This window comes from Roseomonas sp. KE2513 (assembly GCF_016107305.1).
Taxonomy (GTDB): Bacteria; Pseudomonadota; Alphaproteobacteria; order Acetobacterales; family Acetobacteraceae; genus Roseomonas.
The window spans coordinates 88,180-111,047 of the sequence record NZ_RCVR01000016.1 but is presented as its reverse complement, the minus strand read 5'-3'; the positions used below and the strand labels follow the sequence as shown (position 1 = coordinate 111,047).

Here is a 22,868-nt window from a genome sequence, read left to right as displayed (position 1 = left end):
GATTGGGGCAGGGTGAAGGGAGGTTAGTAGGTGATGGATCAGGTAAAGGCCCCGCCGCAGGGCCAGCTGGCGACACGGCACGCAGGATGACCGGCGAGGGAGGTTTGTCCCTCTCCAGGTGAGGTGCCTGGGATGCAACCGCTGGCGAAAGGGGAGCGGCAGGAGCCGTTTCCACGTCCGGCTGGAGGCACTGCACCCCCGGTACCATCGCAGCTTCGGCCTGTGTGGCCCTTTGCACCTCCACGACGACTTTTGGGGATGGTGCATCCGTCAAAGCGACAGAAGGCTCGACGCGAATGGACGGATACTTAACATAAACAAACCCGCGCAAGCCGCATGCGCTAAGGAGGCGGCCAATCGAGCTGTCCATGCGCGAATCAAACCTGTTCTTTGCTACGGCAGGTTGATGATAGCAGCTTTGACACTCGTTGACCAGTGAGTTCACAATCGCGCGACCGACTCTTCTGATCCTGCCACAGCCGGGCTCTTGAGGAGGGCTTTATGGCGCAAAGCATTATAGTTCGAACTAGTAACAAATGCTAGATTTCTTCCGGAGAGGCGGCTGTCTCCGAAACTTGGGAGCCGGACGATTTGGCCCACAAGCTTTAATCCTCTGTAATTGCACAGCTCTTTTGAGCCGCCTTCACCCAGAGTCGGTATTCCCCATCCTTGGGCGACCGAAATTTCCCGCGAATTACACCCCAAGCCCCAAGCTTCAGTTGTGCTGATCGGGGGCGCAGCGATGCAGTGTCAATCGAACGGCTACGCCAACATCTGCCACCGCATTCATGAGGCACTTGCAGAATCAACCCCCTTCCCCTTCCGCCCGCCGGACGCGTTTCCCAGACCAGCAAGAATGCGACCGGCGGCAAGCCGAACGCCAAGGCAGCTTGAGCAAAGCTGCCCGGAGCAGCCGCAAGAAAGGCGACAGCTGAGGGCCAAGCCCTGTGCAACCCGTTCTGGGATCCTTGAGCCTTGTTCGGAGCTTCACATGCCAGCCGAGCCGCCGGCCCCAACTCGACTGAACAACACTCCCAAGAACAAAACTAAGCCGCGGGCTGAACGACGGAGCGGCTAACGTTTGCTGCTGCCGCAGTGTTCCTGGTTTCCGGCATGGCCAGCCAGAACAGGACGGCGCCAGTGGCTGCGACAGCGGCCAAGGCAAAGAAGGTCACGTCATAGCCGGAATGAACCAGCAGCTGGCCGGCAACTGCCAAGCTGACGACGCCGCCAATACCCTGCACTGTGCCCACGACGCCCTGGGCAGCCGCAAAATGCCCGGTGCCGCGTGTCAGGTCAGCCACGACGACCGGGAAGAGTGCCCCCATGAGCCCTGCGCCGACACCGTCCAGCAGCTGGACGCCGATCAGCCAGGCGGTGTTGTCGGATAGGGTGTAGAGCGCTCCGCGCAGGGCCAGTGCGACAAAGGCGACGAGGATGAGCGGCTTACGTCCCCAGACATCCGCCCGCACTCCGGCCAGGGCCGCCGTCGGCACCATCACCAACTGCGCTGCGATGGCCGAGGCTGCCGTGAGGGCAATTCCCTGGCCGAGGTTTTGTTGGGCAAGCTTCTGCGAGACCAGCATGAGCATGGACCCATTGGCGAGGTGGAACAGTGCTCCGCAGGCAGCGAAGATCAGCAGTGCCCGGGATTGTAACAGTACGCGCCAGGCAGAGGGCCTCGCCACCAGCCCCGTCTCACCGGGCAGCAATCCCCGAGCGACTTCGTGGTTGATGGCGCGGGCGGGCACTGCTGCGGCTGCGGCCAGCGTGGCCATCAAAGTGAGCGCCATGGACCAGAATAGCACCTTGCTGCCGAACAAGGGTGCCGTGAGCAGGATGGCCAAGCTGACTGCCCCATCTCCCAGATGGAAAAGAGACTCATTCCTACCCGCCCGCCGGGCGAAGCGAGCCGGGCCGACTACCCCGAGCGAGATGGCAGCGAGCGTCGGCCCAATGGTTACGCCGGCCAGTGCGCCAACCAAGCCGGACACCGCAACCGACCAGAACTGAGGTGCGAGGGGGACCACGAGGCAGGTCACGGTGACGATGAGGGCTGCGCAGGCGATCAGGGCACGCTTGGATCGTACGGCATCCACAAGCGCACCCATCGGCGCCTGGGAGACCAGTCCGGTCAGGCCGCCAATAGCGATGGCCGCGCCGATGCTACCCGCGTCCCATCCATGCTCCGTCATCAGGTAAACGCCGAGGAAGGCACCGAGCCCGTACCGGGCGTCGGAGACAAAGAAGCTCAGCGCGTCCAGAGCGCGCTCGGCTCGCCGCTCCTGTTGCATGTGCTGCCTCCCGGAGCAGAGCTCCACAAAGCTAACCAGCTTGTCCTCCCGGCGTTTCAGAGCTGGCGATGCGAAGGGGCAGAAAGCAGGAGCACCACTGGTGGCAAGGTCAATCCGAGAGATGCTCGTGGGGGTGGTGGCCACGGCAAGGGCAACCACGGTGGCGTGAGCAAGGGTGCCACAGGCGTTCGGGGCATGTTCAGCAAAGAGAGCCGCTAGAAGGAGCATTCGGAAGCGGAGGCGAAGGACTGCAAGCCTCAGGCCGCCTTGGACGGAGGGGCGGCTGCTCGTGCGGCGGTGGCGGCATGTAACGCGGGCCAACTGTCTGGTCGCGAATCATTGTTCGCATTCGGTGGCGCCATGCTCCAGATCCATCTCAACGCCCGCACCACCTCCGCTGTCCGAACCGAGATCGCCCGCTCTACCGAGCCTTGTTCCTTCGACCGCTCTAAATTACCGTCCTGCCAGGATTGCCAACGATGGCCGGCGCAGGCGCGCAGAACCTGCGGCGAGAACAAGGAAGCCGAGAAATGTCCACCAACAGCCCTGCAGAGCGCCCGCTTTCCCGCCGCTTGGTCCTAGGTGCCGGGCTGGGTACCGGGCTCGGTTCGGGGCTCGCCTTCCCTGCAGGCGCTCAGGCGCCCTGGCCGAGCCGCCCGATCACCCTGGTGGTGGGATTCCCACCTGGTGGACAGACCGACTTTGCGGCTCGCATGGTGCAGCCCGGCCTCGGCACCGCCCTGGGCCAGACTGTTGTCATCGAGAACCGCGGCGGCGCTGGCGGCAATCTTGGTACTGAGGCGGTGATGCGCGCGCGGCCGGACGGCTACACGCTGCTCGCGGGCAATTCGAGCCCAATGGCCATCAACCCCCATACATTCCCAAACATGACCGTCAACCCGCTCGACATGGTGCCGATTGGATTGTCCTTGCAGAGCTCCATGGTCCTCTGCGTGCACCCCTCCGTGCCTGCCACCAATGTTCAGGAATTCGCCGCCTGGGTGAAGGCGCAGCGCAGTGGCGTGAACTACGGCACCCCTGCTGCCGGCAGCCTCTCGCACTGCGCGATGGAGCTCTTCCGCAGCCGTATCGGCAGCCCCACCATGGAGAGCGTGCCTTACCGCGGCAGCGGCCCCGCCATCCAGGACTTCATCGCCAACCGCTTCAGCGCGATGTTCGACGGCGCCTCCGTCGTGGCGCCCTTTGTTAAGGCCGGGCAGCTGCGCGCCATCCTCGTCACCGGCTCGAACCGATCCCCCGCCTTCCCGGATGTCGCGACCTCCGCCGAGCAGGGGCTGAACGACTTCACCTTTACCGCCTGGATCGGCCTCTTCGCCCCGCGCGGCACGCCGGATGACATTATCCGCAAGGTTTACGCCGCGCAGAACACGGCCCTGCAAGATGCGACACTGCGCGAGCGGATCACCAGCCAGGGCGACGAGCCCGGCAGCGGCACCACCGAAGACTTCGCCGCCATGGTCCGCCGCGACCACGCTCTCTGGGGCGAGGTAGTGCGCGCGAACAACATCACCGCGAGCTGACTATTCCCGCCTGATCACGCATCGCTGGGCTCTGACCACAACGCCGCTACGTGGTGATTTTGGCCTCAGCGAACGGCGGGCCTGCGCCCTGACGCACCAGCACCGCTCGACACAGCGAAAGCCGAGCGGACCGGACCCTCATTAGATATCCGGCGGAGGATCCACGAGATCGCACACGCCAGGATTCGTCACGGCTACCGGCGGCTCCACATGAGAGCCGTCCCCACATGGCCCTGGGCCAAAGGACACCGCAGGAATGCCGTTCTCCAGCAAGCCTCTCAGGGCCGTCGGGGAGCTCCATCGCCGTCGAGGACTAACGTTGGTCCTGGACCACCAAACCCAAGCGCCTCACTAGGCCCACACATTCTCAAGCGGGCACTTAGATCGTCAGAGTGTATCCAATCCGCTGCGCGGCATTCCTGATATGCACAGCCATCGCATCCTTCGCTGCTATCGCTGAGCCGGACAAGATCGCATCGTGGATCGCAGCGTGCTCAGCGAGTGTGACCTCGATGATCCGCCCCACGAAGCTGTCCGGGCGTGCCCGCGTCGCCAGGATGGTCTCCCGGATCTGGTCGGAAAGGAAGCTCACCACCGCGGCAATCTGAGCGTTGCCGGTCGCTCGCGCAACGGCGCGATGGAAGTCGAGATCGGCATCGACCCCGCCCGCCTTTCCCTCGGACTCTTGCACCATGCGCTCATAGGCATGGGCGATAACCGCAAGGTCGGCATCGCTCCGCCGTTCCGCCGCCAGCCCCGCAGTCTGGATTTCCAGCATGGCGCGTAGTTCGAACACGTTGGCAAAGGTGGTGCGGTCGCTCAGCAGCTCCGCGTCGAAGCGGAGCACGCCGGTGCCCTGTGTCCGCGCCACGAAGGCCCCGACGCCCTGGCGGGACTGCACCAGCCCGTCCGCCCGCAGGCGCGAGATCGCTTCCCGCACTACGTTACGGCTGACACCATAGGTATCCGCGAGTGCACGCTCTGTGGGCAGGCGCTCGCCCAGCTTCCAACGCCCTTCGGCGATGGCCTCGGCCACCAGCGAGGCGACGCGGGATGGGAGTTGCGGCGCCCGGTTGATGGGGTTGCTCATCGACCCTCTTGGCATATCCATCACGCTACGGGAACAGGCGCCGCCGCCTCCGGCAATCCTTCGCGGATGCGCCGGAGTTCTGTCGCCTCCTCCGGGTTCATGGCCATCCCTCCATCCGGAAATCCGCAGGGCTCAAGGCGCTGCATGAGGACTGTTCCATCAGCATCGCAAAGCCGACCAGCCCGCTGACCAAGGCCTTCCTGGGCGTGTCGGCCGTGTCCGACGCGGAGAGCGGTTTGCGCGGTCTTTGAATGACGCCGAGCGTATGATCCATGCTGCCCCGCGACATTAATTCGAAAGTGGAGGACGCGTCGCTCCGCGTGCGGGCCTGTCGTGGCAGAAACGGAGCCCAAGTCAGGCATAATGGTCTGCACCGGCGCCATGCGCGAAAAGGGCCCAAGCACGACGGCAGGCACCACGTAGAGCATGCCCTCGAACTCAATGACGAACTGCTTCCCGTCATCGTCCGGCTTGCCCTTGCGGAGACTGCGCAGTCCGCTCCGGATCCGGTCATCTGGCGGCAGGGTCTCGATGCCAAGCACGAGGTCCTGTGCCGTGCCGTAGCGGTTCAAGCGCTGTCTCCGTTCGGCCCTGGGCAGCTGGCTGACGCCCGAAAAAAGGGATGGGCGATTAGCACGCCCCACAAGGACTTGTCCTACAATAGGATGACATGCCAGAGTTGGGCAACAGAGAAGCAATTGGTGCAACTGCACCGAAAAGCCTCCGGCCTATTTGGGGAACGTCCATGGAGTCGAACACGGGCGGCAAGCTCGCCCTAGCTGTCGCGCCAACCCACGCCACCGCGCCGCGCATGACCCACTTGGGAGCCACCGCCCGCCTGGACGGATCACCGTGAGTTCCGGTTGGCGGATGCGAGCGGTGGCACCAAGGCTGTGACCAGCCCTTCCGCGATGCACCCCAGGGCTACGCACGGCGTGCCAGCTGGCGCAGCGCAGGGCAATGGGTCGGTAGAAGGCAAGGATGTCGATGCGGATGCGCTTCCGGGCAGCAACCCCGTACTGCCCATCATCGACGCCCATCAGCACTTCTGGGACCTGAAAGCCAACTACCATCCCTGGCTCCGCGATCCCGAACCGATCCCGTTCCGCTACGGTGACTACAGCGCGCTGCGCCGCAACTATCTCCCGCAGGATTACCGGACCGACGCAGCCAAGTACCCGGTCGTGGGCACCGTCCACATGGAGGCCGAGTTCGACCCGGCCCACCCGGTCGCGGAAACCAGATGGCTGGAGCGTCTGGCGGCACGGGAAGGGCTGCCCAGTGCCTGCGTCGCCCAGGCACGGCTGGATGACCCGGAGGTGGGCGCGGTACTGGCGGCACAGGCGGCCCGTCCCTTGGTGCGCGGCATTCGCCACAAGCCGCGCTCCACAGCGCGGCCTGAGGATGCACAAAGGGGTGTGCCCGGCTCCATGGACGATCCGGCCTGGCGGCGCGGCTACGCAATGCTGGAGCGGCACGGGCTGAGCTTCGACCTGCAGACGCCCTGGTGGCACCTGGATGCCGCCTTCGATCTGGCAAGCGACTTCCCGGGCACGCAGGTCATCGTGAATCATACCGGCCTGCCGGCGGACCGGAGCCCCGAGGCACTGCGCGCTTGGCGCGGCGCGCTCGAAGTGCTGGCCCGTGCGCCCAATGTCGCGCTCAAGGTGTCCGGTCTCGGCCTGCTGGGCCAGCCCTGGCGCGCGGAGGCCAATGTTCCCGTGATTCGCGATGCCATCACGGTGTTCGGGCCCGATCGGTGCCTCTTCGCCAGCAACTATCCGGTGGACAGCTTGGCCGGCAGCTTCGACGCCATCGTGGACGGCTTCCTGCAGGCGATCACCGGCCGCCCAGAAGCCGAGCGCCGCGCGATGCTCCACGACAACGCCGAGAGGATTTACCGCCTTTAGCAATACGCCGGGAACGCGGGAGCGATGAACGGCGCTTCCGCCCCTGGCCCGCGACAGCAAACAGTAACCGGGAGGAAGACCGCACCATGCTTGGACGACGCAGCATCCTCGGCAGTGCCGCCACCCTGGCCGGCACCGCTTCGCTCGGCCTCACCGGTGACGCACTGTTCCGGTGGTCCCGCGCCTGGGCGCAGGAACAGCCCTTCAGGCCCGAGCCGGGCGCGCAGCTCCGCTTCCTCCGCTGGAGCCGCTTCCTGGACGCCGAGGACAAGGCCACGACGGAGAACATCCGCGCCTTTACCGAGGCAACGGGCGTGCCCGTGCGCATCGATAACGTCTGGCAGGACGACGTGCAGCCGCAGCTCAGCGTCGCCGCCAATGTCGGCAGCGGTCCCGACCTGGCCTGGACGCTGCACACCACGCCGCACCTCTTCGCCGACAAGCTGCTCGATCTCTCCGATGTGGCCGACCACATCGGGAGCAGGTATGGCGGCTGGTATCCGCTGATCGAACAGTACGGGAAGCGAGATGGGCGCTGGATCGGCATCTCCAACGTCGTGATCGGCGTGCTGCCGGTGTACCGCATATCCGCGATGAAGGAGGCTGGGTTCCAGAGCTTCCCCACCGACACCGATGGCTTCCTGAAGCTGTGCGCGGAACTCAAGCGGATCGGCAAACCCGCGGGCTTCGCCTTCGGCCGCGCGCCCAGCGACGGCAACTCCTTCTGCCACTGGCTGCTCTGGTCACATGGCGGCAGGCTGGTGGACGAGAACAACCGGGTCGCACTCAACAGCCCGGAAACCCTGCGCGCCCTAGACTATGCGCGCGCCCTCGCGCCCAGCTTCATTCCGGGGACGGTGTCCTGGACCGACGCCTCGAACAACAGCGCCTTTCTGGGCGAGCAGGTCTGGCTGACCAACAATTCCGTGTCCGTCTACGCCAAGGCACGCAACGACAGGATGGCCTTCGCCGACGACATCGACCACGCGAACTGGCCCATCGGCCCGGCCGCGCAGCCGACCGAGATGCACCTCGTTTACCCCTTTATCGCCTTCCGCTACACGCGCTACCCGAATGCCGCGAAGGCGTTCCTCACCTTTCTGCTCGAGAAGCCGCAGTACGAGCGGGTGCTCGACGGTTCCGTGGGTTATCTCAGCCACGCCCTGCGTGCCTATGAATCCAGTCCGCTCTGGGATCGCGACCCGAGGATCCGGGTGTTCCGGGATGTGGCGGCGCGGGGACGCTCTGTAGGCTATGCCGGCACGCTCGGCACCGCTTCAGCGGCAGCTCTGGCGGAGAACATCGTGTCCGACATGTTCGGCGAAGTCGTGACGGGGCAGACCTCGCCGCGGGATGCCGTGCGCAGCGCCGAGCGGCGCGCCCAACGCATTTATCGGAGTTGAGCGGCATGGCCAGGGTTGGCTTCATCGGCCTGGGCACCATGGGGCGCGGCATGGCGGCGAACCTCCTCGCCGCCGGCCACGCGCTGCATGTCCACGACGTCCGGCTCGAAGCGGTGGAGGAGTTTGCCGCTCGTGGCGCTACAGCTGCCGCCACGGTGGCCGAGGCAGCGCGCGATGCCGATGCGGTGGTGCTCATGCTGCCGGACACGCCGCAGGTGGAGGAGGTCGTGCTCGGCCCAGGGGGGCTCGTGGAGAACCCGCCGGCGGGCGGGCTGGTGATCGACATGAGCACCATCTCCGCGGCGGCCAGCCGCAGCATGGCGGCGCGGCTAGAGGCCGTCGGCACGGCCATGCTGGACGCCCCCGTATCCGGCGGCCCGCAGGGAGCGGAGAGCGGCAGCCTTTCCATCATGGCAGGGGGGACGGAGGCGGGCTTCGCGGCGGCGCAGCCCATCCTTGCCGCGCTGGGCACCACGGTGCGGCATGTCGGTCCACCCGGCGCGGGGCAGACGGTGAAGGCGTGCAACCAGCTCGTCTGCGCCCTGAACCTGCAGGCGATCTGCGAGGCCCTGGCGCTGGGCCGCGCCGCCGGGCTGGACCTGGAATTGCTGCGGGAGGTGCTGATGGGTGGCGCCGCGTCCTCCTGGATGCTGCAGAACCTCGGACCAAAGATGATCGCCAAGGACGCGAGCGCGGGCTTCCGCATCGACCTGAAGCTGAAGGACCTGCGCCTTGCCGGCGAACTCGGCTTCCAGCACGGGCTGCCGCTGCCCGGCCTCGCCCTGGCAACCAGCCTTTACCTGGAGGCCCGCGCGCATGGCGAGGGCGCCAACGGCAACCAGGCCCTGTTCCGCGTGTATGACCGCCTGACCAACCAGGCCGGGGAGGCGCCGTGATGCCCGAGCCCCGCATCGGCTTTCTCGGCATCGGGATCATGGGCGAGGCGATGGTGTTGCGGCTGCTGGAGCGCGGCCGCCCCGTCACCGTATGGAACCTGGAACCGGAGCGCCTGGAGCGGGTAATCCCGCACGGCGCGGTGGCCGTCCCCACCCCTGCCGCCGTGGCCGCCGCGAGCGATGTGGTCATTCTGTGCGTGCTGCACACGGAAGCCGTGGCGCGCTGCGTCTTCGGACCGGACGGCATCGCCTCGGCCGGGCCGGCCGCCGGCAAGATCCTGCTCGATCACTCCACCGCCGACCCCGCGGCCACGCGCGAGATGGCGGCGCGACTGCGCGCGGAGACCGGGATGGGCTGGGTGGACGCACCCGTCTCCGGCGGCCCCCAGGCTGCCCGCGCCGGCACGCTGACGATCATGATGGGCGGCGATCCCGGCGAGATCGCGACACTCGATCCGGTGCTGCGCGATCTCGGCACCAATGTCACGCGCATGGGGCCGGTCGGGGCGGGGCAGACCACCAAGGTGCTGAACCAGGCGATCGTGGGCACCGGCTTCGTGCTGATGGCCGAGGCGCTGGCCATGGCAGAAGCGGCGGGACTGGACGCCGCCGCCCTGCCGGCCGGGCTTGCCGGCGGCCACGCGGACGGCTCGCTGCTGCAGAAGATCTACGCCCAGATGCAGCGCCGCGACTTCGAGCCGCCCACCAGCTACGCGCGCCAGCTGCTGAAGGACCTCAAGGCCGTGAAGGCCTTCGCCCACGACCTGGAACTGGAACTGCCGCTGGTGGAAACCGCGGTGGGGCGCTTCGCCGACTACGTGGCCCAGGGCAACGAGATGGTGGACAGCGCTTCCGTCATCCGCCTGTACCGGCCGGACCCTTGAGCGCAATGCGCGGCGCCGCCGGAAGGGAATGAGCGTCGCAATGGGAGGAGACAAGAACGCCATGATCCGCATGACCCGCCGCCTCGCGCTGGCCACCGGCACCCTTGCCGCCGCCGCGGTCGCCTTTCCCCGATCATCCTGGGCCGCCACGCTGCGCTACGCGCATGTCGGCTCCGAGGGCGACGTGCAGACGCGCTTCGCCACCGAGTTCGCGGCGTTGGCGCGGCAGAAGAGCGGCAACAAGACCGAAATCCGCGTCTTCCCCAACAGCCAGCTCGGCGGCGTGTCGGAGATGGTGGACGGCATCCAGGCCGGGTCCATCGCCGCCGGCCACCATGAATTCGCCTCGCTGGCCAAGTTCGTGCCGGAACTGGGCGTGTTCAACGCGCCCTATGTCTACCGAGACGGCGCTCATGCCCTGCGCGCCACCGATCCTGCCTCACCCGTTCTGGCGGAGTTGAACGAGCGGCTGGTGCGCAGCGGCGGGCTGCGGATCATCGGGCGCCTGTACCGGGGGCCCCGGCACATCACCGCGAAGTTCCCGGTGCGCCGGCCCGAGGACCTTCGCAACCGCGCCTTCCGCGCCGTGCCTATCGACCTCTGGGTGTCCATGGTGAAGGGCTTCGGCGCCGTGCCGACACCCGTAGAGGTGGCGGAGCTGCCCACGGCACTGATGACCGGCACGGTGGTCGGGCAGGAGAATCCGCTGACCATGATCAGCGCGAACCGGCTCTACGAGGTACAGTCGCACGTGTCGCTGACCGGGCACATGCTGTCCCTCCTTGCAGTCTTCGCCAATGAGCGCACCTGGCAGCGCCTGCCGGCCGAGGAGCGCGATGCCATTTCTGCCGCCCTTGCGGAGAAGGCACAGGAATCCCTCGGCTGGGCGGAAGCGGCGGACCAGGCCCTGGTGGCCGAGCTGCGCGGGCGCGGCATGACCGTGATCACCGAGGCGGAGGGGCTGGACAACGCCGCCTTCCGCACCGCCGTTCAGGCCCAGGTAAAGCGGGACTTTCCGGCCTGGTCGCCTCTGATCGACCGGATCGGCGCCATCGCCTGACCTTCCGATGACTGCCGGGCGGCGCCGTTGCACCCCCGGCCCTTCCTTCCTGCCCAGTCCGGAGCCACCCACGCCCATGCGTATTCCCAAGGCCGTGCTCGGCGCGCTCTCGATCGCGCTGATGCTAGGGTTGGTTGCCCTGCCCACTATCCAGATCCTGGTGCGCGAGGTGTTCCAGCTGCCGATCTTCGGGCTGGACGAGGTGGCGCGGCTCTTCATGATCCTTGGGGTCTTTATGGCCTACCCGCTGGTGATCGACGCCGGCGAGAACCTGATGATGGGCGAGTTCAAGGCGGCGCTGCCGTCCGGGGCGCGGAGGGTGGCCGACCTGGCGATCGGCTTGTGCTGCGCGGCGGCCTGCCTGGGCATGGTCTGGGCGCTGTGGGAAGCGCTGGCGGCCAACCCGCGCAACCGCACGCCGACGCTGGGCATCCCGTTCTGGATCTATCTGGGCGGCGCAGCGGTGGGCTTCGGCGGCGGAGCGATGCTGCACCTTGCCCGGTTGGGACGCCCCCAGTCCGAGGCCAAGATCGTGACCGCGAGCTGACGCGCCGCGATGCTCGGGTATCTCGCCATCGCCGGCTTCATGGCCCTGTTCATGGCCGGCTTCCCCATCGTCTATTCCATCCTCATCCCCTGCATCGGCTACGTGCTGATCGAGGACCTGCCGCTGACGCTGCTGGCGCAGCGCGTGACCTACGCCCTGGACAGCTTCCCCCTGGTGGCCGTGCCCTTGTTCATCTTCGTGGGCAACCTGATGAACCTGTCGGGGATCACCGATCGAATCTTCAACTTCGCGGATACGCTGTTCAGCCGCATCCATGGCGGGCTGGCGCAGGTGAACATCCTGGGCAGCCTGATCTTCTCCGGCATTTCCGGCGCCGCGCTGGCTGATATCGCGGGACTCGGGCGGGTGGAGATCAAGGCGATGCGCGAGCGCGGCTTCGATGCACCCTTTGCGGCCGCCGTCACCGCCTCCTCCTCGCTACTCGGGCCGATCTTCCCGCCCTCGATCCCGCTGATTGTGTACGGCTCCGCCACCTCGGTGTCGGTGGTGCAACTGCTGCTGGCTGGCATCCTGCCGGCGGTGGTGTGCACGATCTTCCTGATGATCGCGGCAGGCCTCGTGTCTGTGCGGGCAGGGTACCCCCGCGCCTCTCGCTGGCCGACCCTGCGGGAGGCCTGGGATGCCACCTTGCCTGCCATCCCAGCCCTGATGGCACCGGTGCTGATCATCCTGGGCATGCTGCTGGGGATCTTCACCCCCACCGAGGCGGCGGCTGTAGCGGTGCTCTACGTGCTGTTCGTGGGTTTCGTGGTGCATCGCGAGATGACGCTGAAGCATGTGCTGGACTCCGCCCTGCTCACCGCGCGCAACACCGCCGCCATCCTGGTGATCGTGGCGGCGGCGGCAATGCTGGGCTGGATCCTGTCGGTGGAGCAGATCCCGCAGGAGTTCTCGACCTTCGTCACGAGCCTGTCGAAGGATCCACTGACCCTGCTGGTGCTGGCCAACGTCATCTTCTTCCTGGCTGGCATGTTCCTCGACAGCACCACCGCGACGCTGCTGATCGTGCCCATCGTCGCCCCACCCCTGGTGGCGGCCGGAGTGGACCCGGTGCATCTCGGCTTGGTCGTCGTGTTCAACCTGATGATCGGCCTGCTGACACCGCCCATGGGACTGGCGCTGTTCCTGATGGCCGATATTGCGGAAATCAGTATGCGCCAGCTGCTGCGCGCGCTGGTGCCCTTCTACATCCCCTTGATCGTGACGCAGGTGGTGATCACGGCGTGGCCGGATGTGGTGCTGGCAATCCCGCGGATGATCCGCTGACACCGACAAAGGCGGCTTGGGCCTGCCTGCTTTGTGCTCTGGGTTCCCGTACTTGCCCCTTTTCCATCATCGCCCAGGCATGAATAGGCCTCTCCCGATTCCCTGGAGCGCCACAGCGCTGTAACGGCCGCCCATCTGCCTGTGCGCGTCGGGCATGGCGCATGGCGATGCGGCGCCAGTCGTTGAAGCGAACGAACAGTTCTCGATGCGGTACTTCTGCCGATAGAGGATCTGGTCGCAGGGGATCCGGACCTTGCGGCTCTTGCTCGACGGAACACAGGTCTGGATGCCGCGGTCGACCAGGACCTGACGAAAGCGGTTGCTGGCATCGCCTTGTCGCCCAGCAGTGCCTCGTCGGGCGACAGGAGGGGCAGCATCAAACTCTCTCCCTTATGGCCGCTCATCCACCTTTCTGAGAGCAGCAGGACCACGATGAGGCCCTCACCATCGCAGACGGCATGGAGTTTGAAGTTCACGCCGTCCTTGGTGCGCCAATACGGCGTTGAACGATCCCGTTTGGAGGAGACTGGTCGCTGTGCGGTGGGCCTTGAGGGGGGTGGTCGATCAACAGCCAGCCTGACTCACCGGCTGGTCCCCCTAAGATACGGTTGAGGACGCTTAGGCGGCTTCATCGCAGGAAAGGTTTGTAGAGGGTCTTGTGCGGCCGTATTCCCCTGGAACGTTCCTTTTCCGGGTGGTGTGGACGATGCCGCTGCCCACCCGCTGATCGTCTATCCGCCCCCCTTTGAGAGAGCGGAGAGTAGGGCGCGATCCGCCAGATCTGCACCCTCGCCAGCCAGCCATGCAGCACCTCCGGCCGCCATGGAAGCCGCTAATCACATCAGGCGCCAGCGCGGGACAATGGATCCTGAACCCAGGGTCGCAACAACACTCCATCATAGCCCAAATCCACTCCCAACACGCACCCCTCCCGCCACTGCCGGTGGGTCTCGTTCCTTCCCCAGGCTCATTGCCTGTTTGAAACCCCTTGCCGGCGCCTCGCCCGCCCCCCATGCTCGTCTTAACAAGAAGTCATGAGGGAGCGTTCGGGTGGGCGAGGGCGAGCCGATCCTGCGGGCGGATTCCGTGTCCCTGCGCTTCGGCGGCATCAGGGCGCTGACGGAGGTCTCCTTCACCGTTCAGCGCGGCGAAATCTTCTCGATCATAGGTCCGAACGGCGCCGGGAAGACCTCGATGGTCAATTGCGTGTCCGGCCGCTACCGCCCGAGCGAAGGGCAAATTCTGTTCGACGGCAACGACATCACCCGGCTGCGGCCAAATCGGCGGGCGGCCCTTGGCCTCGGGCGCACCTTCCAGAACCTGGCACTGTTCGGGCACATGAGTGTGCTCGAAAATATCATGGTCGGGCGCCACCACTTGCTGCGGTCCGGGTTCCTGTCCGGCATGGCCTACTGGCTGGGCGGCGCGCAGCAGGAGGAGCTGCGTCATCGCCGCGAAGTCGAGGAAATTATCGACTTCCTGCAGATTCAGCACATCCGGAAAGCCCAGGCGGGCACCCTGTCCTACGGGCTGCGCAAACGGGTGGAGCTGGCGCGGGCGGTGGCGCTGCGGCCGAAGCTCATCCTCCTCGACGAACCTATGGCCGGCATGAACCTCGAGGAGAAGGAGGACATGGCGCGCACCATCCTCGACCTGAACGAGGAATGGGGCATGACCATCCTGATGATCGAGCACGACATGGGCGTGGTCATGGACATTTCCCACCGCGTCATGGTGCTCGATTTCGGCCGCAAGCTGACGGAGGGCCGGCCGGACGAGGTGATGGCGCATCCGGATGTCCGCCGGGCCTACCTCGGCGAGGCCGACGAGGCGCCGAGCGAGGCGGTGCCGGCATGAACGGCGCCCCCGCGGGGCGGGACGACTGCTTCCCCCGCCTGCTGCGCCGCAACGCCCGTGCCCATGGTCCCGAGGTCGCGCTGCGGGAGAAGGACCTGGGCATCTGGCGCTCCTTCACCTGGGGCGAGTACGAGGCGCGGACGCGCTCCATCGCACTCGGGCTACGCGCGCTGGGCGTTGGGCCCGGGGACGTGGTAGCGCTGATCGGGGACAACCGGCCGGACTGGGTCATGGGCGAGGTCGCCGCCCATGCGCTGGGCGCGCGCTCCCTCGGCCTCTACCGCGACGGGCTGGAGGACGAAGTGGCCTATCTCCTCGCCCATGCCGGCGCCACGGTGGTGATCGCCGAGGACGAGGAGCAGGTCGACAAGCTGCTGAATATCGCGGAAGCGGTGCCGGGGCTGCGGCACATCGTCTATTCGGACCCGCGCGGAATGCGGAAGTACTCGGACCCGCGCCTTCTACCGATCTCCGAGCTTGTTGCCGGTGGGGAGGCTGCGCATGCGGCCGACCCGGCTGCCTGGGACCGGATGGTGGACGCGGTGGACGCGGACCGCGTCGCCGTCCTGTGCACGACCTCGGGCACGACCGCGCGGCCGAAGCTCGCGATGCTGAGCGGGCGGGCGCTGGTGCGGCATGCCGAAACCTACCTGATCGCCGATCCCAAGGGCCCGGCGGATGAGTACGTCTCCGTTCTGCCGCTGCCCTGGATCATGGAGCAGATGTACGTCTTCGGCTTCGGGCTGGTCGCGCGGATGCGCGTCTCCTTCGTGGAGGAGCCGGAAACGATGATGGCCGATTTCCGCGAGATCGGCCCGAGCTTTGTCCTCTTCGCGCCGCGGGTTTGGGAGACGCTGGCCGCGGACGTGCGGGCGCGGGTGATGGATTCCTCGCCCCTGAAGCGCCGCGCCTATGAATGGGGCATGCGCCTGGGCCTGGCCGCGCAGGCCCGGGGCCGGCGCTCGAAGCTGGCGGACCTTCTCCTGTTCCGGGCGCTCAGGGACCGGATGGGCTTCACGCGCCTGACCTCGGCCGCGACGGGCGGCGCCGCGCTGGGCCCGGACACCTTTCGCTTCTTTCAGGCCATGGGCGTTCCGCTCCGCCAGCTCTACGGCCAGACGGAGAGCCTCGGCGCCTACACCATCCACCGCCCGGGAGAGGTGGACTTCGACACGGTCGGCGTGCCCTTCGAGGGCGTGGAGTTGCGGGTGGACGACCCCGACGTGAACGGCGTCGGCGAGATCCTCACGCGGCACGGGAACATGTTCCAGGGCTATCACGGGGTGGAGGGCATCCCGGACATGCGGGACGGCTGGCTGCACACGGGCGATGCCGGCTACTTCGACAAGGCCGGGCACCTCGTGGTGATCGACCGCATCAAGGACATCGCCACCACCGCGCGCGGTGAGCGATTCAGCCCGCAGTTCATTGAGAACAAGCTCAAGTTCAGCCCCTACGTCGCCGAGGCGGTGGTGCTGGGCGATAGCCGGCCACACCTCGCGGCGCTGCTCTGCATCCGCTTCCCCATCGTATCCAAATGGGCGGAAAGGCAGCGGATCTCCTTCACCACATACACCAACCTCTCCGCCCAGCCACAGGTATTGGAGCTACTGCGTGGAGAGGTGGAGAAGGTCAACGCCACCCTGCCTCCCGCCCAGCGCATCCGCAGTTTCGTCCTGCTCTACAAGGAGCTCGACGCCGATGACGAGGAGCTGACGCGCACGCGGAAGGTCCGCCGCGGCGTGATCAACGAGAAGTACGGCACGATCATCGAGGCGATCTACGCCGGCGAAAGGGCTATCCCGGTGGACACCACCATCACCTTCCAGGACGGTACGAGGCAGCGCATCCGCACGGTGCTGTCCGTCGCCTCTGCCCAGCCCGCGCGGGAGGATGCCTGACCATGGATGGCACGTTGCTGTTCCAACTGACGCTCAACGGGCTGATCGTGGGGGCCCTCTACGGCGTCGTCGCGATGTCCTTCGTGCTCATCTACAAGGCGAGCCAGGTCGTGAACTTCGCCCAGGGCGAGTTCCTGCTCGTCGGTGCCTGGATGTGCTGGTGGTTCCTGACGGAGTGGCAGCTGCCCTTCGTGATCGGCTTCCTGTTCACCCTCGTCTTCATGACCCTGTTCGGGATCATCCTTCAGGTGGTCGTCCTCCGCCCGCTGATCGGGGAACCCGTCATCAGCGTGATCATGGCGACCATCGGCATGGGGATCTTCTTCCAGGCGCTGATGAAGTGGATCTTCGGCGTCTTCGCCAAGCCCTTCCCGCCGGTCTTCACCGCCGAGCGCGTCTCGGTGCTGTGGCTGGAGGTGCAGACGGCCTATCTGCTGTCGCTGGGAATCTCGGTCGCCATCATGGCGGGGTTCGGCTGGTTCTTCCGCTACTCCCGCCACGGGCTGGCGATGCGGGCCACCGCCTTCGACCAGCAGGTGGCGCAGTCGCTCGGCATCTCGGTGCCGCGTGTCTTTGCCATGTCCTGGGCGATCTCCGCCGTGGTCTCGGCCGTGGCCGGAGTGACGGTCGGCATGGTGAACGGCGTTTCCTCCGCGCTGTCCTTCTACGGGATCAAGGTGTTCCCGGCCGTGATCCTCGGCGGGCTCGATTCCATCCTCGGCGCGGTGCTGGGTGGGCTGATCGTGGGCGTGCTGGAGAACCTCGCCCAGTACGTGGACAGCCAGTGGCTGAACTGGGGCAACATGTACCAGGTGGCGCCCTTCTACGCGCTGCTGCTCATCCTGCTGATCAAGCCCTACGGGCTGTTTGGCACCCGGAACATAGAGCGGATCTGACGGCATGACCGTGATGACGCCGGCTGGCGACTTCCGTACCAGCTACCGCGCCGACACGACGATCTTTCCCACCCGTGGCAGCCGGGCCGCGCTCTGGGCCGGGCTCGCGGTCCTACTCTGCGCGCCCCTGGTGCTCGACCGCTACCTGCTCAGCCTGCTGATGAATGTCGGAACCCTGGGCATCGCGGCCCTCGGGCTGAATATCCTGGTGGGCTTCACGGGACAGATCAGCATCGGCCACGCGGCCTTCTTCGGCTTCGGTGCCTTCTCCTCCGCCTGGCTGCACGAGAGCTTCGGCATCCCCGTGCTGCTCTGCATCCCCGTGGCCGGGCTGATGACCGCGCTCATCGGGCTCGTCTTCGGCGCGCCGGCCGCGCGGCTGAAGGGGCTCTACCTCGCCATCGCGACGCTCGCCGCGCAGTTCATCCTCGAGGACTTCTTCGCCCGCGCCCGCTGGTTCACCGGCGGCGTGGCAGGGCGGCTGACCGAGAGCCCGGCCATCGGCGGCTTCGCGCTGGACCGGGAGGAGAGCTACTTCTATCTCGTCCTCGCCTTCGTCATCGTCATGTTCGTGGCCGCCGCCAACCTGATGCGGACGCGGGACGGGCGGGCGCTGGTGGCGGTGCGGGATCACTACCTCTCGGCTGAGATCATGGGCATTAATCTGGCCTACTACCGGACACTTTCCTTCGGCATCGCCAGCTTCTATGCGGGCATCGGCGGCGCGCTCTATGCCCACCACCTGCAATTCGTCAGCGTCGAAGCCTTCAACATCCTCTTCTCCATCCAGTTTCTGGGCATGGTGATCATCGGGGGCCTCGGCTCCATCATGGGCAGCCTCATGGGCGCCGCCTTCATGGTGGCCCTGCCGGAGGTGGTGCAGGCCGCCGCGGATGCCATCGCGGGCGGCGCGATCGACCGGGCGCTCAAGATCGGCGGCAACATTTCCTTCCTGCGCGAGATGGCGATCGGAGCGGCCATCATCCTCTTCCTCATCTTCGAGCCGGACGGGCTGGCGCGTCGATGGAGGCTCATCAAGGCCTATTGGAAGCTCTACCCTTACTCCCACTGAGAACGAGCCGCGCAACAGCGGCCATTGGAGGAATGCGGACCATGAAGACAGCCCTCGCCATTGCCGCAACCGTGGCCCTCGCCACGCCGGCGCTCGCCCAGCAGCGCATCCCGGTCGGGCACCTGATGGACAATTCGGGCGCCACCTCCGATGTCGGCGTTCCCTATGGTCAGGGCGTCGCGGATACGCTCGCCTGGGTAAACCAGACGCGGCAGGGCGTCGCGGGGCGGCAGCTGAACGTGCTGGGCTTCGATTACGGCTATCAGGCACCGCGTGCCGTGAGCCAGTACCAGTCCTGGACCGGCCGTGACCGCGTCGTCGCTATCCAGGGCTGGGGCACGGCGGATACCGAGGCGCTGGTGCGTTTCGTGAACCGCGACAAGATTCCCTTCATCTCCGGCTCCTATTCCGCCGCCCTGACGGATGCGGGCGGCAAGTCCGGGCGCCAGGGCGTCGAAGCCTCGCCCTACAACTTCTTCTTCGGCCCCTCCTACTCCGACGCGCTGCGCGGAATGCTCCGCTGGGCCGCCGACGACTGGAAGGCGCGGGGACAGCCGGGCCGGCCGAAATACGTCCACATGGGTGGCAACCACCCCTACCCGAACTCGCCGAAGGAGGCGGGGGAGGCCATGGCGCGGGAACTGGGCTTCGAGGTCCTACCGGCCATCCAGTTCGCCCTCACGCCCGGCGACTACACCTCGCAGTGCCTGACCCTGAAGCAGCAGGGTGCGAACTACGCCTATCTCGGCAACACTGCGGGGTCGAATATTTCCGTGCTGCGCGCCTGCCAGACCGCGGGGGTGCAGGTGCAGTTCATGGGCAATGTCTGGGGCATGGACGAAAACGCGATGAAGGCGGCGGGCACGGCCGCCAATGGCGTGGTCTTCCCCGTCCGGACCGAGACCGTGACCGGCCAGAACGCGCCGGGGATGGAGACGATCCGGGCGATCAGCCGCCTCTCCGATCCTACCGGCGCTGCCTACCGCCCGGTGCACTATCTCGCCGGCGCCTGTGCCGCGATGCTGATGGTGGAGGCGATGGACACTGCCGCCGCCAATGGCGGGCAGGTGACGGGAGAGCGTATCCAGCGAGGTTTCTACGAGCGCACGAACTGGGTGCCGAAGGGCTTCGAGGGTGTCTGCACCCCCTCGACCTTCACCAACGAGGACCATCGCGGGACCATGCGCGTCGCGATCTATCGCGCCGTCGTCAGCGGCGACACCTCGCAGGGTAACGTCGCCGAGCTGATGCGTGCGGGCACGATGAGGCTGGAGCCGGTGACGACCGTGGAGCTTGAGCGCAAGCGCGAGCTGCTGGGCTGGTGATGCTGGACGCCGTGCAGCGGCCCGCGCCTGCCGCGGCGGTGCATTCCGCGCCGCCGCTGCTAGAGGTGTCGAACATCGAGGTCGTCTATAGCGACGTCATCCTGGTGCTGCGCGGCCTCTCCCTGACCGTGCCGCAGGGCCGGATCGTGGCACTTCTCGGGGCCAATGGCGCCGGGAAGTCCACGACGCTGAAGGCGATCAGCGGCCTGCTCAAGACCGAGGAGGGTGAGGTCACCCGCGGCGAGGTGCGCTTCGCGGGCGAGCGGATCCATGGCATCGATCCGCACGAAATCGTCCGTCGTGGCATCTTCCAGGTCATGGAGGGGCGTCGGATCGTGGCCGACATGACCTGCCTGGAGAACCTTCGCCTCGGCGCCTTCACGCGCCGGGACAACGAGGTCAGGCGCGACATCGACATGGTCTACTCCTTCTTCCCGCGGCTGAAGGAACGGACGGGGCTGGCCGGCTATCTTTCGGGCGGCGAGCAGCAGATGCTGGCGATCGGGCGGGCGCTGATGGCGCGGCCGAAGCTGATCCTGATGGACGAGCCCTCCATGGGACTGTCACCGCTGCTGGTGAAGGAGGTCTTCGGCATTATCCGGCGGATCAACGCGGAGTTGGGAGTGACGATCCTGCTGGTCGAGCAGAACGCACGCATGGCGCTCTCCGTCGCCGATTATGGCTACGTCATGGAGCAGGGAAAGGTGGTGCTGGACGGCACCGCTGAGGCCCTCGCGGCGAACGAGGACGTGAAGGAGTTCTACCTGGGCGGGCATGGGGCTGAGCGGAAGTCCTTCCGCAACCTGAAGTCCTACAAGCGCAGGAAGCGCTGGCTTTGAGCGGGTTCTTCGACGCCCTGGAGACTCGCGAACCCGCGGAGCGGGAGGCGACGTTGATGGCGCAGCTGCCCTCCTTCCTGGCGCGGGCGGCGGTGGGCTCGGCCCATGCCGCGAGAGTGCTCGGCAGGGCGGAGCCGGGGGATATCGTGTCGCGCCCGGCGCTCGCAGCGCTGCCGCTGACGCGGAAGTCGGATCTGATCGAGGCCCAGGCGGCGGCGCCCCCTTTCGCGGGGCTGAACGGGGTGCCGGTCGGCTCGCTTGCGCGGATATTCGTCTCCCCTGGCCCGATCCATGAGCCGCAGGGACAGGGGACCGATACCTTCCGTTTCGCCCGCGCGCTGCACGCAACAGGTCTCCGTGCCGGCGATGTGATGCAGAACTGCTTCGCCTATCACTTCACCCCGGCCGGCTTCATGCTGGAGGGTGGCGCTCGCGCTCTGGGCTGCCCGGTGGTCCCCGCAGGAACCGGGAACACCGAGGCGCAGGCGCGGGCCATGGCGCATCTTCGCCCACGCGCCTATTCCGGCACGCCGGAATTCCTGAAGACGATCCTGGAGCGCGCGGATGAGCTGAGCCTGGACGTTTCGTCGGTGCAACTCGGCCATGTTTCCGGCGGCGCCTTGCTCCCGGCGCTCCGACGCTTCTACGCGGATCGCGGCGTCGCCGTGCTGCAATCTTACGCAACCGCTGAGTGCGGCGTGATCGCCTATGAGAGCGAAGCACGGGAGGGGCTGATCCTGGACGAGGAAGTGATCGTCGAGATCGTCCGCCCCGGCAGTGGCGATCCGGTGGCAGAGGGCGAGGTCGGCGAGGTCGTCGTCACCGTCTTCGACGAGGCTTACCCGCTGATCCGCTTCGCGACGGGCGATCTCTCAGCCATTCTCCCGGGCCTCAGTCCATGCGGCCGGACGAACACGCGGATCCGTGGATGGATGGGACGCGCCGACCAGGCAGCCAAGATGCGGGGGCTGTTCGTCCGGCCCGAGATGGTGGCGGAAATTGCCCGTCAGTGTCCGGGGCTCGGCAGGATGCGGCTCGTTATCTCGGAGGAGGCGGGACACGACCGGATGGAACTGCGCGCAGAGGTGCCCCGTGGCAGCGCCGAAGACGCTGCTCTGCGCGACCGGTTGGCCGCCGTGTTGCAGGGCGTCACGCGCCTACGGGGTGAGGTCTCCCTTGTCCCGGCGGGCACGCTGCCGAACGATGGACGCATCATTGACGACACCCGGCCGCTACCGGCCTGAGGAGCTCACGCTGGAGCCTGCGCTGGTGTGGCTACTGGCGCGGCCAGGTTGTGCGGTCTGGTGAGGAGCTCCGCGACAACCCTCCGCGTCGGCGTGCCGCCGGCAACTGCGAGTAGGTCCTTTTAGCGCCTGAGCCGCTGGGCGAGCGGGCGTTCTCCGGCTTTGCGGAGGATGCGATGGCACCGACGGACGAGCAGTGGTTCGTGCTGGAACCATTGGTCGAGGCCTGCCGCCCGTACGCCAAGGTACCGCCCCAACTCCTGCGTCGCACCGTCGGCGCGATCCTCTGGCGGCACGACAATGGGGCGAAGTGGCGAGCCCTCCCCTTGGAGAAGGGGGCGTGTTGGATGGGAGCCCAGACCCCATTCACTGGTCGCGGCTCGGCGTTCGGGAGCGCCTCCTCACCCCGGCGCAGGAACGAGGCCCCGGTCGTCTGTCCAGACTGGCTCTACAACAACCGCAACAGGGTCGAACGTCTCTGGGCCAGGCTCAAGGAATGGCGAGCGGTCGCGACCCGCTACGAGAAGACCGCCTCCAGCTTCCTCGGCGTCCTACACCTCGCCGCCACCCTCGACTGCCTCAGGCGCTAACAGGACCTAGCGGCCACCGAGAAGGTGCCCGAGGATTTCGGCAGGAGTGTGGAGTTCCTGCAATCGTGCCATTCCCTGCGTTTCAGCTTGCAGATTCCGAAGCTTCTACAGGCATCGACCTCAGCATAGGTTGTTCCGATCATTCGGGCACGACCGTTGATCAAAGAAGCTGCTTTGTGCAACCCCAGGCTTCACACGCCGTCGCTGCCAGCATTGCTCGCTGACGCTCGTT

Annotated in this window: 19 protein-coding genes; 16 read left to right on the top strand and 3 right to left on the bottom strand. The window is 66.7% G+C overall.

The features are described 5' to 3' along the window. Positions 1–1,046: 1,046 nt before the first annotated feature. On the bottom strand, positions 1,047–2,294 hold the full coding sequence (locus D9599_RS17170) for an MFS transporter (RefSeq protein WP_198382503.1): 1,248 nt from the start codon (positions 2,292–2,294) through the stop codon (positions 1,047–1,049). Positions 2,295–2,824: 530 nt separating this feature from the next. On the opposite strand from D9599_RS17170, the gene D9599_RS17165 reads away from it, so the two are divergent. Then, on the top strand, positions 2,825–3,835 hold the full coding sequence (locus D9599_RS17165; protein WP_198382502.1) for a tripartite tricarboxylate transporter substrate binding protein: 1,011 nt from the start codon (positions 2,825–2,827) through the stop codon (positions 3,833–3,835). A gap of 379 nt (positions 3,836–4,214) precedes the next feature. Here the strand turns inward: D9599_RS17165 and D9599_RS17160 are convergent, their stop codons facing one another. Both D9599_RS17160 and D9599_RS17155 read right to left on the bottom strand, forming a co-directional pair. Further along, the gene (locus tag D9599_RS17160; protein ID WP_198382501.1) at positions 4,215–4,925 is read right to left on the bottom strand and encodes a FadR/GntR family transcriptional regulator; all 711 of its coding nucleotides are present in this window, start codon (positions 4,923–4,925) and stop codon (positions 4,215–4,217) included. 20 nt (positions 4,926–4,945) lie between these two features. Continuing rightward, entirely contained in the window at positions 4,946–5,497 is a 552-nt protein-coding gene (locus D9599_RS17155) for an FAD-binding oxidoreductase (RefSeq protein WP_198382500.1), read from the bottom strand. Positions 5,498–5,860: 363 nt separating this feature from the next. Between D9599_RS17155 and D9599_RS17150 the strand changes: the two genes are divergently transcribed. From D9599_RS17150 to D9599_RS17080, 15 genes are all read left to right on the top strand, one after another. Then, positions 5,861–6,835, top strand: coding sequence for an amidohydrolase (locus D9599_RS17150; protein ID WP_198382499.1), 975 nt, complete (start codon positions 5,861–5,863; stop codon positions 6,833–6,835). An 86-nt stretch (positions 6,836–6,921) separates the two neighbouring features. After that, positions 6,922–8,238, top strand: coding sequence for an ABC transporter substrate-binding protein (locus D9599_RS17145; protein WP_198382498.1), 1,317 nt, complete (start codon positions 6,922–6,924; stop codon positions 8,236–8,238). A gap of 5 nt (positions 8,239–8,243) precedes the next feature. Beyond that, entirely contained in the window at positions 8,244–9,134 is an 891-nt protein-coding gene (locus D9599_RS17140) for an NAD(P)-dependent oxidoreductase (protein WP_198382497.1), read from the top strand. Next, positions 9,134–10,018, top strand: coding sequence for an NAD(P)-dependent oxidoreductase (locus D9599_RS17135; protein ID WP_198382496.1), 885 nt, complete (start codon positions 9,134–9,136; stop codon positions 10,016–10,018). The genes D9599_RS17140 and D9599_RS17135 overlap by 1 nt, the downstream gene beginning before the upstream one ends. A 61-nt stretch (positions 10,019–10,079) precedes the next feature. Beyond that, positions 10,080–11,078 carry a TRAP transporter substrate-binding protein gene (locus D9599_RS17130; RefSeq protein ID WP_232480608.1) on the top strand — a complete coding sequence of 333 codons (999 nt, stop codon included), beginning with the start codon at positions 10,080–10,082 and terminating at the stop codon, positions 11,076–11,078. Positions 11,079–11,154: 76 nt separating this feature from the next. Further along, positions 11,155–11,625: a TRAP transporter small permease gene (locus D9599_RS17125; protein WP_198382495.1), complete on the top strand. Its 471-nt coding sequence runs from the start codon at positions 11,155–11,157 to the stop codon at positions 11,623–11,625. A gap of 9 nt (positions 11,626–11,634) precedes the next feature. Further along, positions 11,635–12,912, top strand: coding sequence for a TRAP transporter large permease (locus tag D9599_RS17120; protein ID WP_198382494.1), 1,278 nt, complete (start codon positions 11,635–11,637; stop codon positions 12,910–12,912). A gap of 1,050 nt (positions 12,913–13,962) precedes the next feature. Beyond that, positions 13,963–14,769: an ABC transporter ATP-binding protein gene (locus tag D9599_RS17115; RefSeq protein WP_198382493.1), complete on the top strand. Its 807-nt coding sequence runs from the start codon at positions 13,963–13,965 to the stop codon at positions 14,767–14,769. Next, a complete protein-coding gene (locus D9599_RS17110) occupies positions 14,766–16,670 on the top strand; it encodes an AMP-binding protein (protein WP_198382492.1) in 1,905 nt (634 codons plus the stop codon). Before D9599_RS17115 ends, D9599_RS17110 begins: the two co-directional genes overlap by 4 nt. Before the next feature lie 2 nt (positions 16,671–16,672). Beyond that, positions 16,673–17,566, top strand: coding sequence for a branched-chain amino acid ABC transporter permease (locus D9599_RS17105; RefSeq protein ID WP_198382491.1), 894 nt, complete (start codon positions 16,673–16,675; stop codon positions 17,564–17,566). A 4-nt stretch (positions 17,567–17,570) separates the two neighbouring features. Then, positions 17,571–18,638 carry a branched-chain amino acid ABC transporter permease gene (locus D9599_RS17100; protein WP_198382490.1) on the top strand — a complete coding sequence of 356 codons (1,068 nt, stop codon included), beginning with the start codon at positions 17,571–17,573 and terminating at the stop codon, positions 18,636–18,638. A gap of 41 nt (positions 18,639–18,679) precedes the next feature. After that, entirely contained in the window at positions 18,680–19,963 is a 1,284-nt protein-coding gene (locus D9599_RS17095; RefSeq protein WP_232480607.1) for an ABC transporter substrate-binding protein, read from the top strand. Then, the gene (locus tag D9599_RS17090; protein ID WP_198382511.1) at positions 19,963–20,802 is read left to right on the top strand and encodes an ABC transporter ATP-binding protein; all 840 of its coding nucleotides are present in this window, start codon (positions 19,963–19,965) and stop codon (positions 20,800–20,802) included. The genes D9599_RS17095 and D9599_RS17090 overlap by 1 nt, the downstream gene beginning before the upstream one ends. Beyond that, positions 20,799–22,046 carry a phenylacetate--CoA ligase family protein gene (locus D9599_RS17085; RefSeq protein ID WP_232480606.1) on the top strand — a complete coding sequence of 416 codons (1,248 nt, stop codon included), beginning with the start codon at positions 20,799–20,801 and terminating at the stop codon, positions 22,044–22,046. Before D9599_RS17090 ends, D9599_RS17085 begins: the two co-directional genes overlap by 4 nt. Positions 22,047–22,222: 176 nt before the next feature. Continuing rightward, positions 22,223–22,636: a transposase gene (locus D9599_RS17080; protein WP_198382488.1), complete on the top strand. Its 414-nt coding sequence runs from the start codon at positions 22,223–22,225 to the stop codon at positions 22,634–22,636. Positions 22,637–22,868 lie beyond the last annotated feature (232 nt).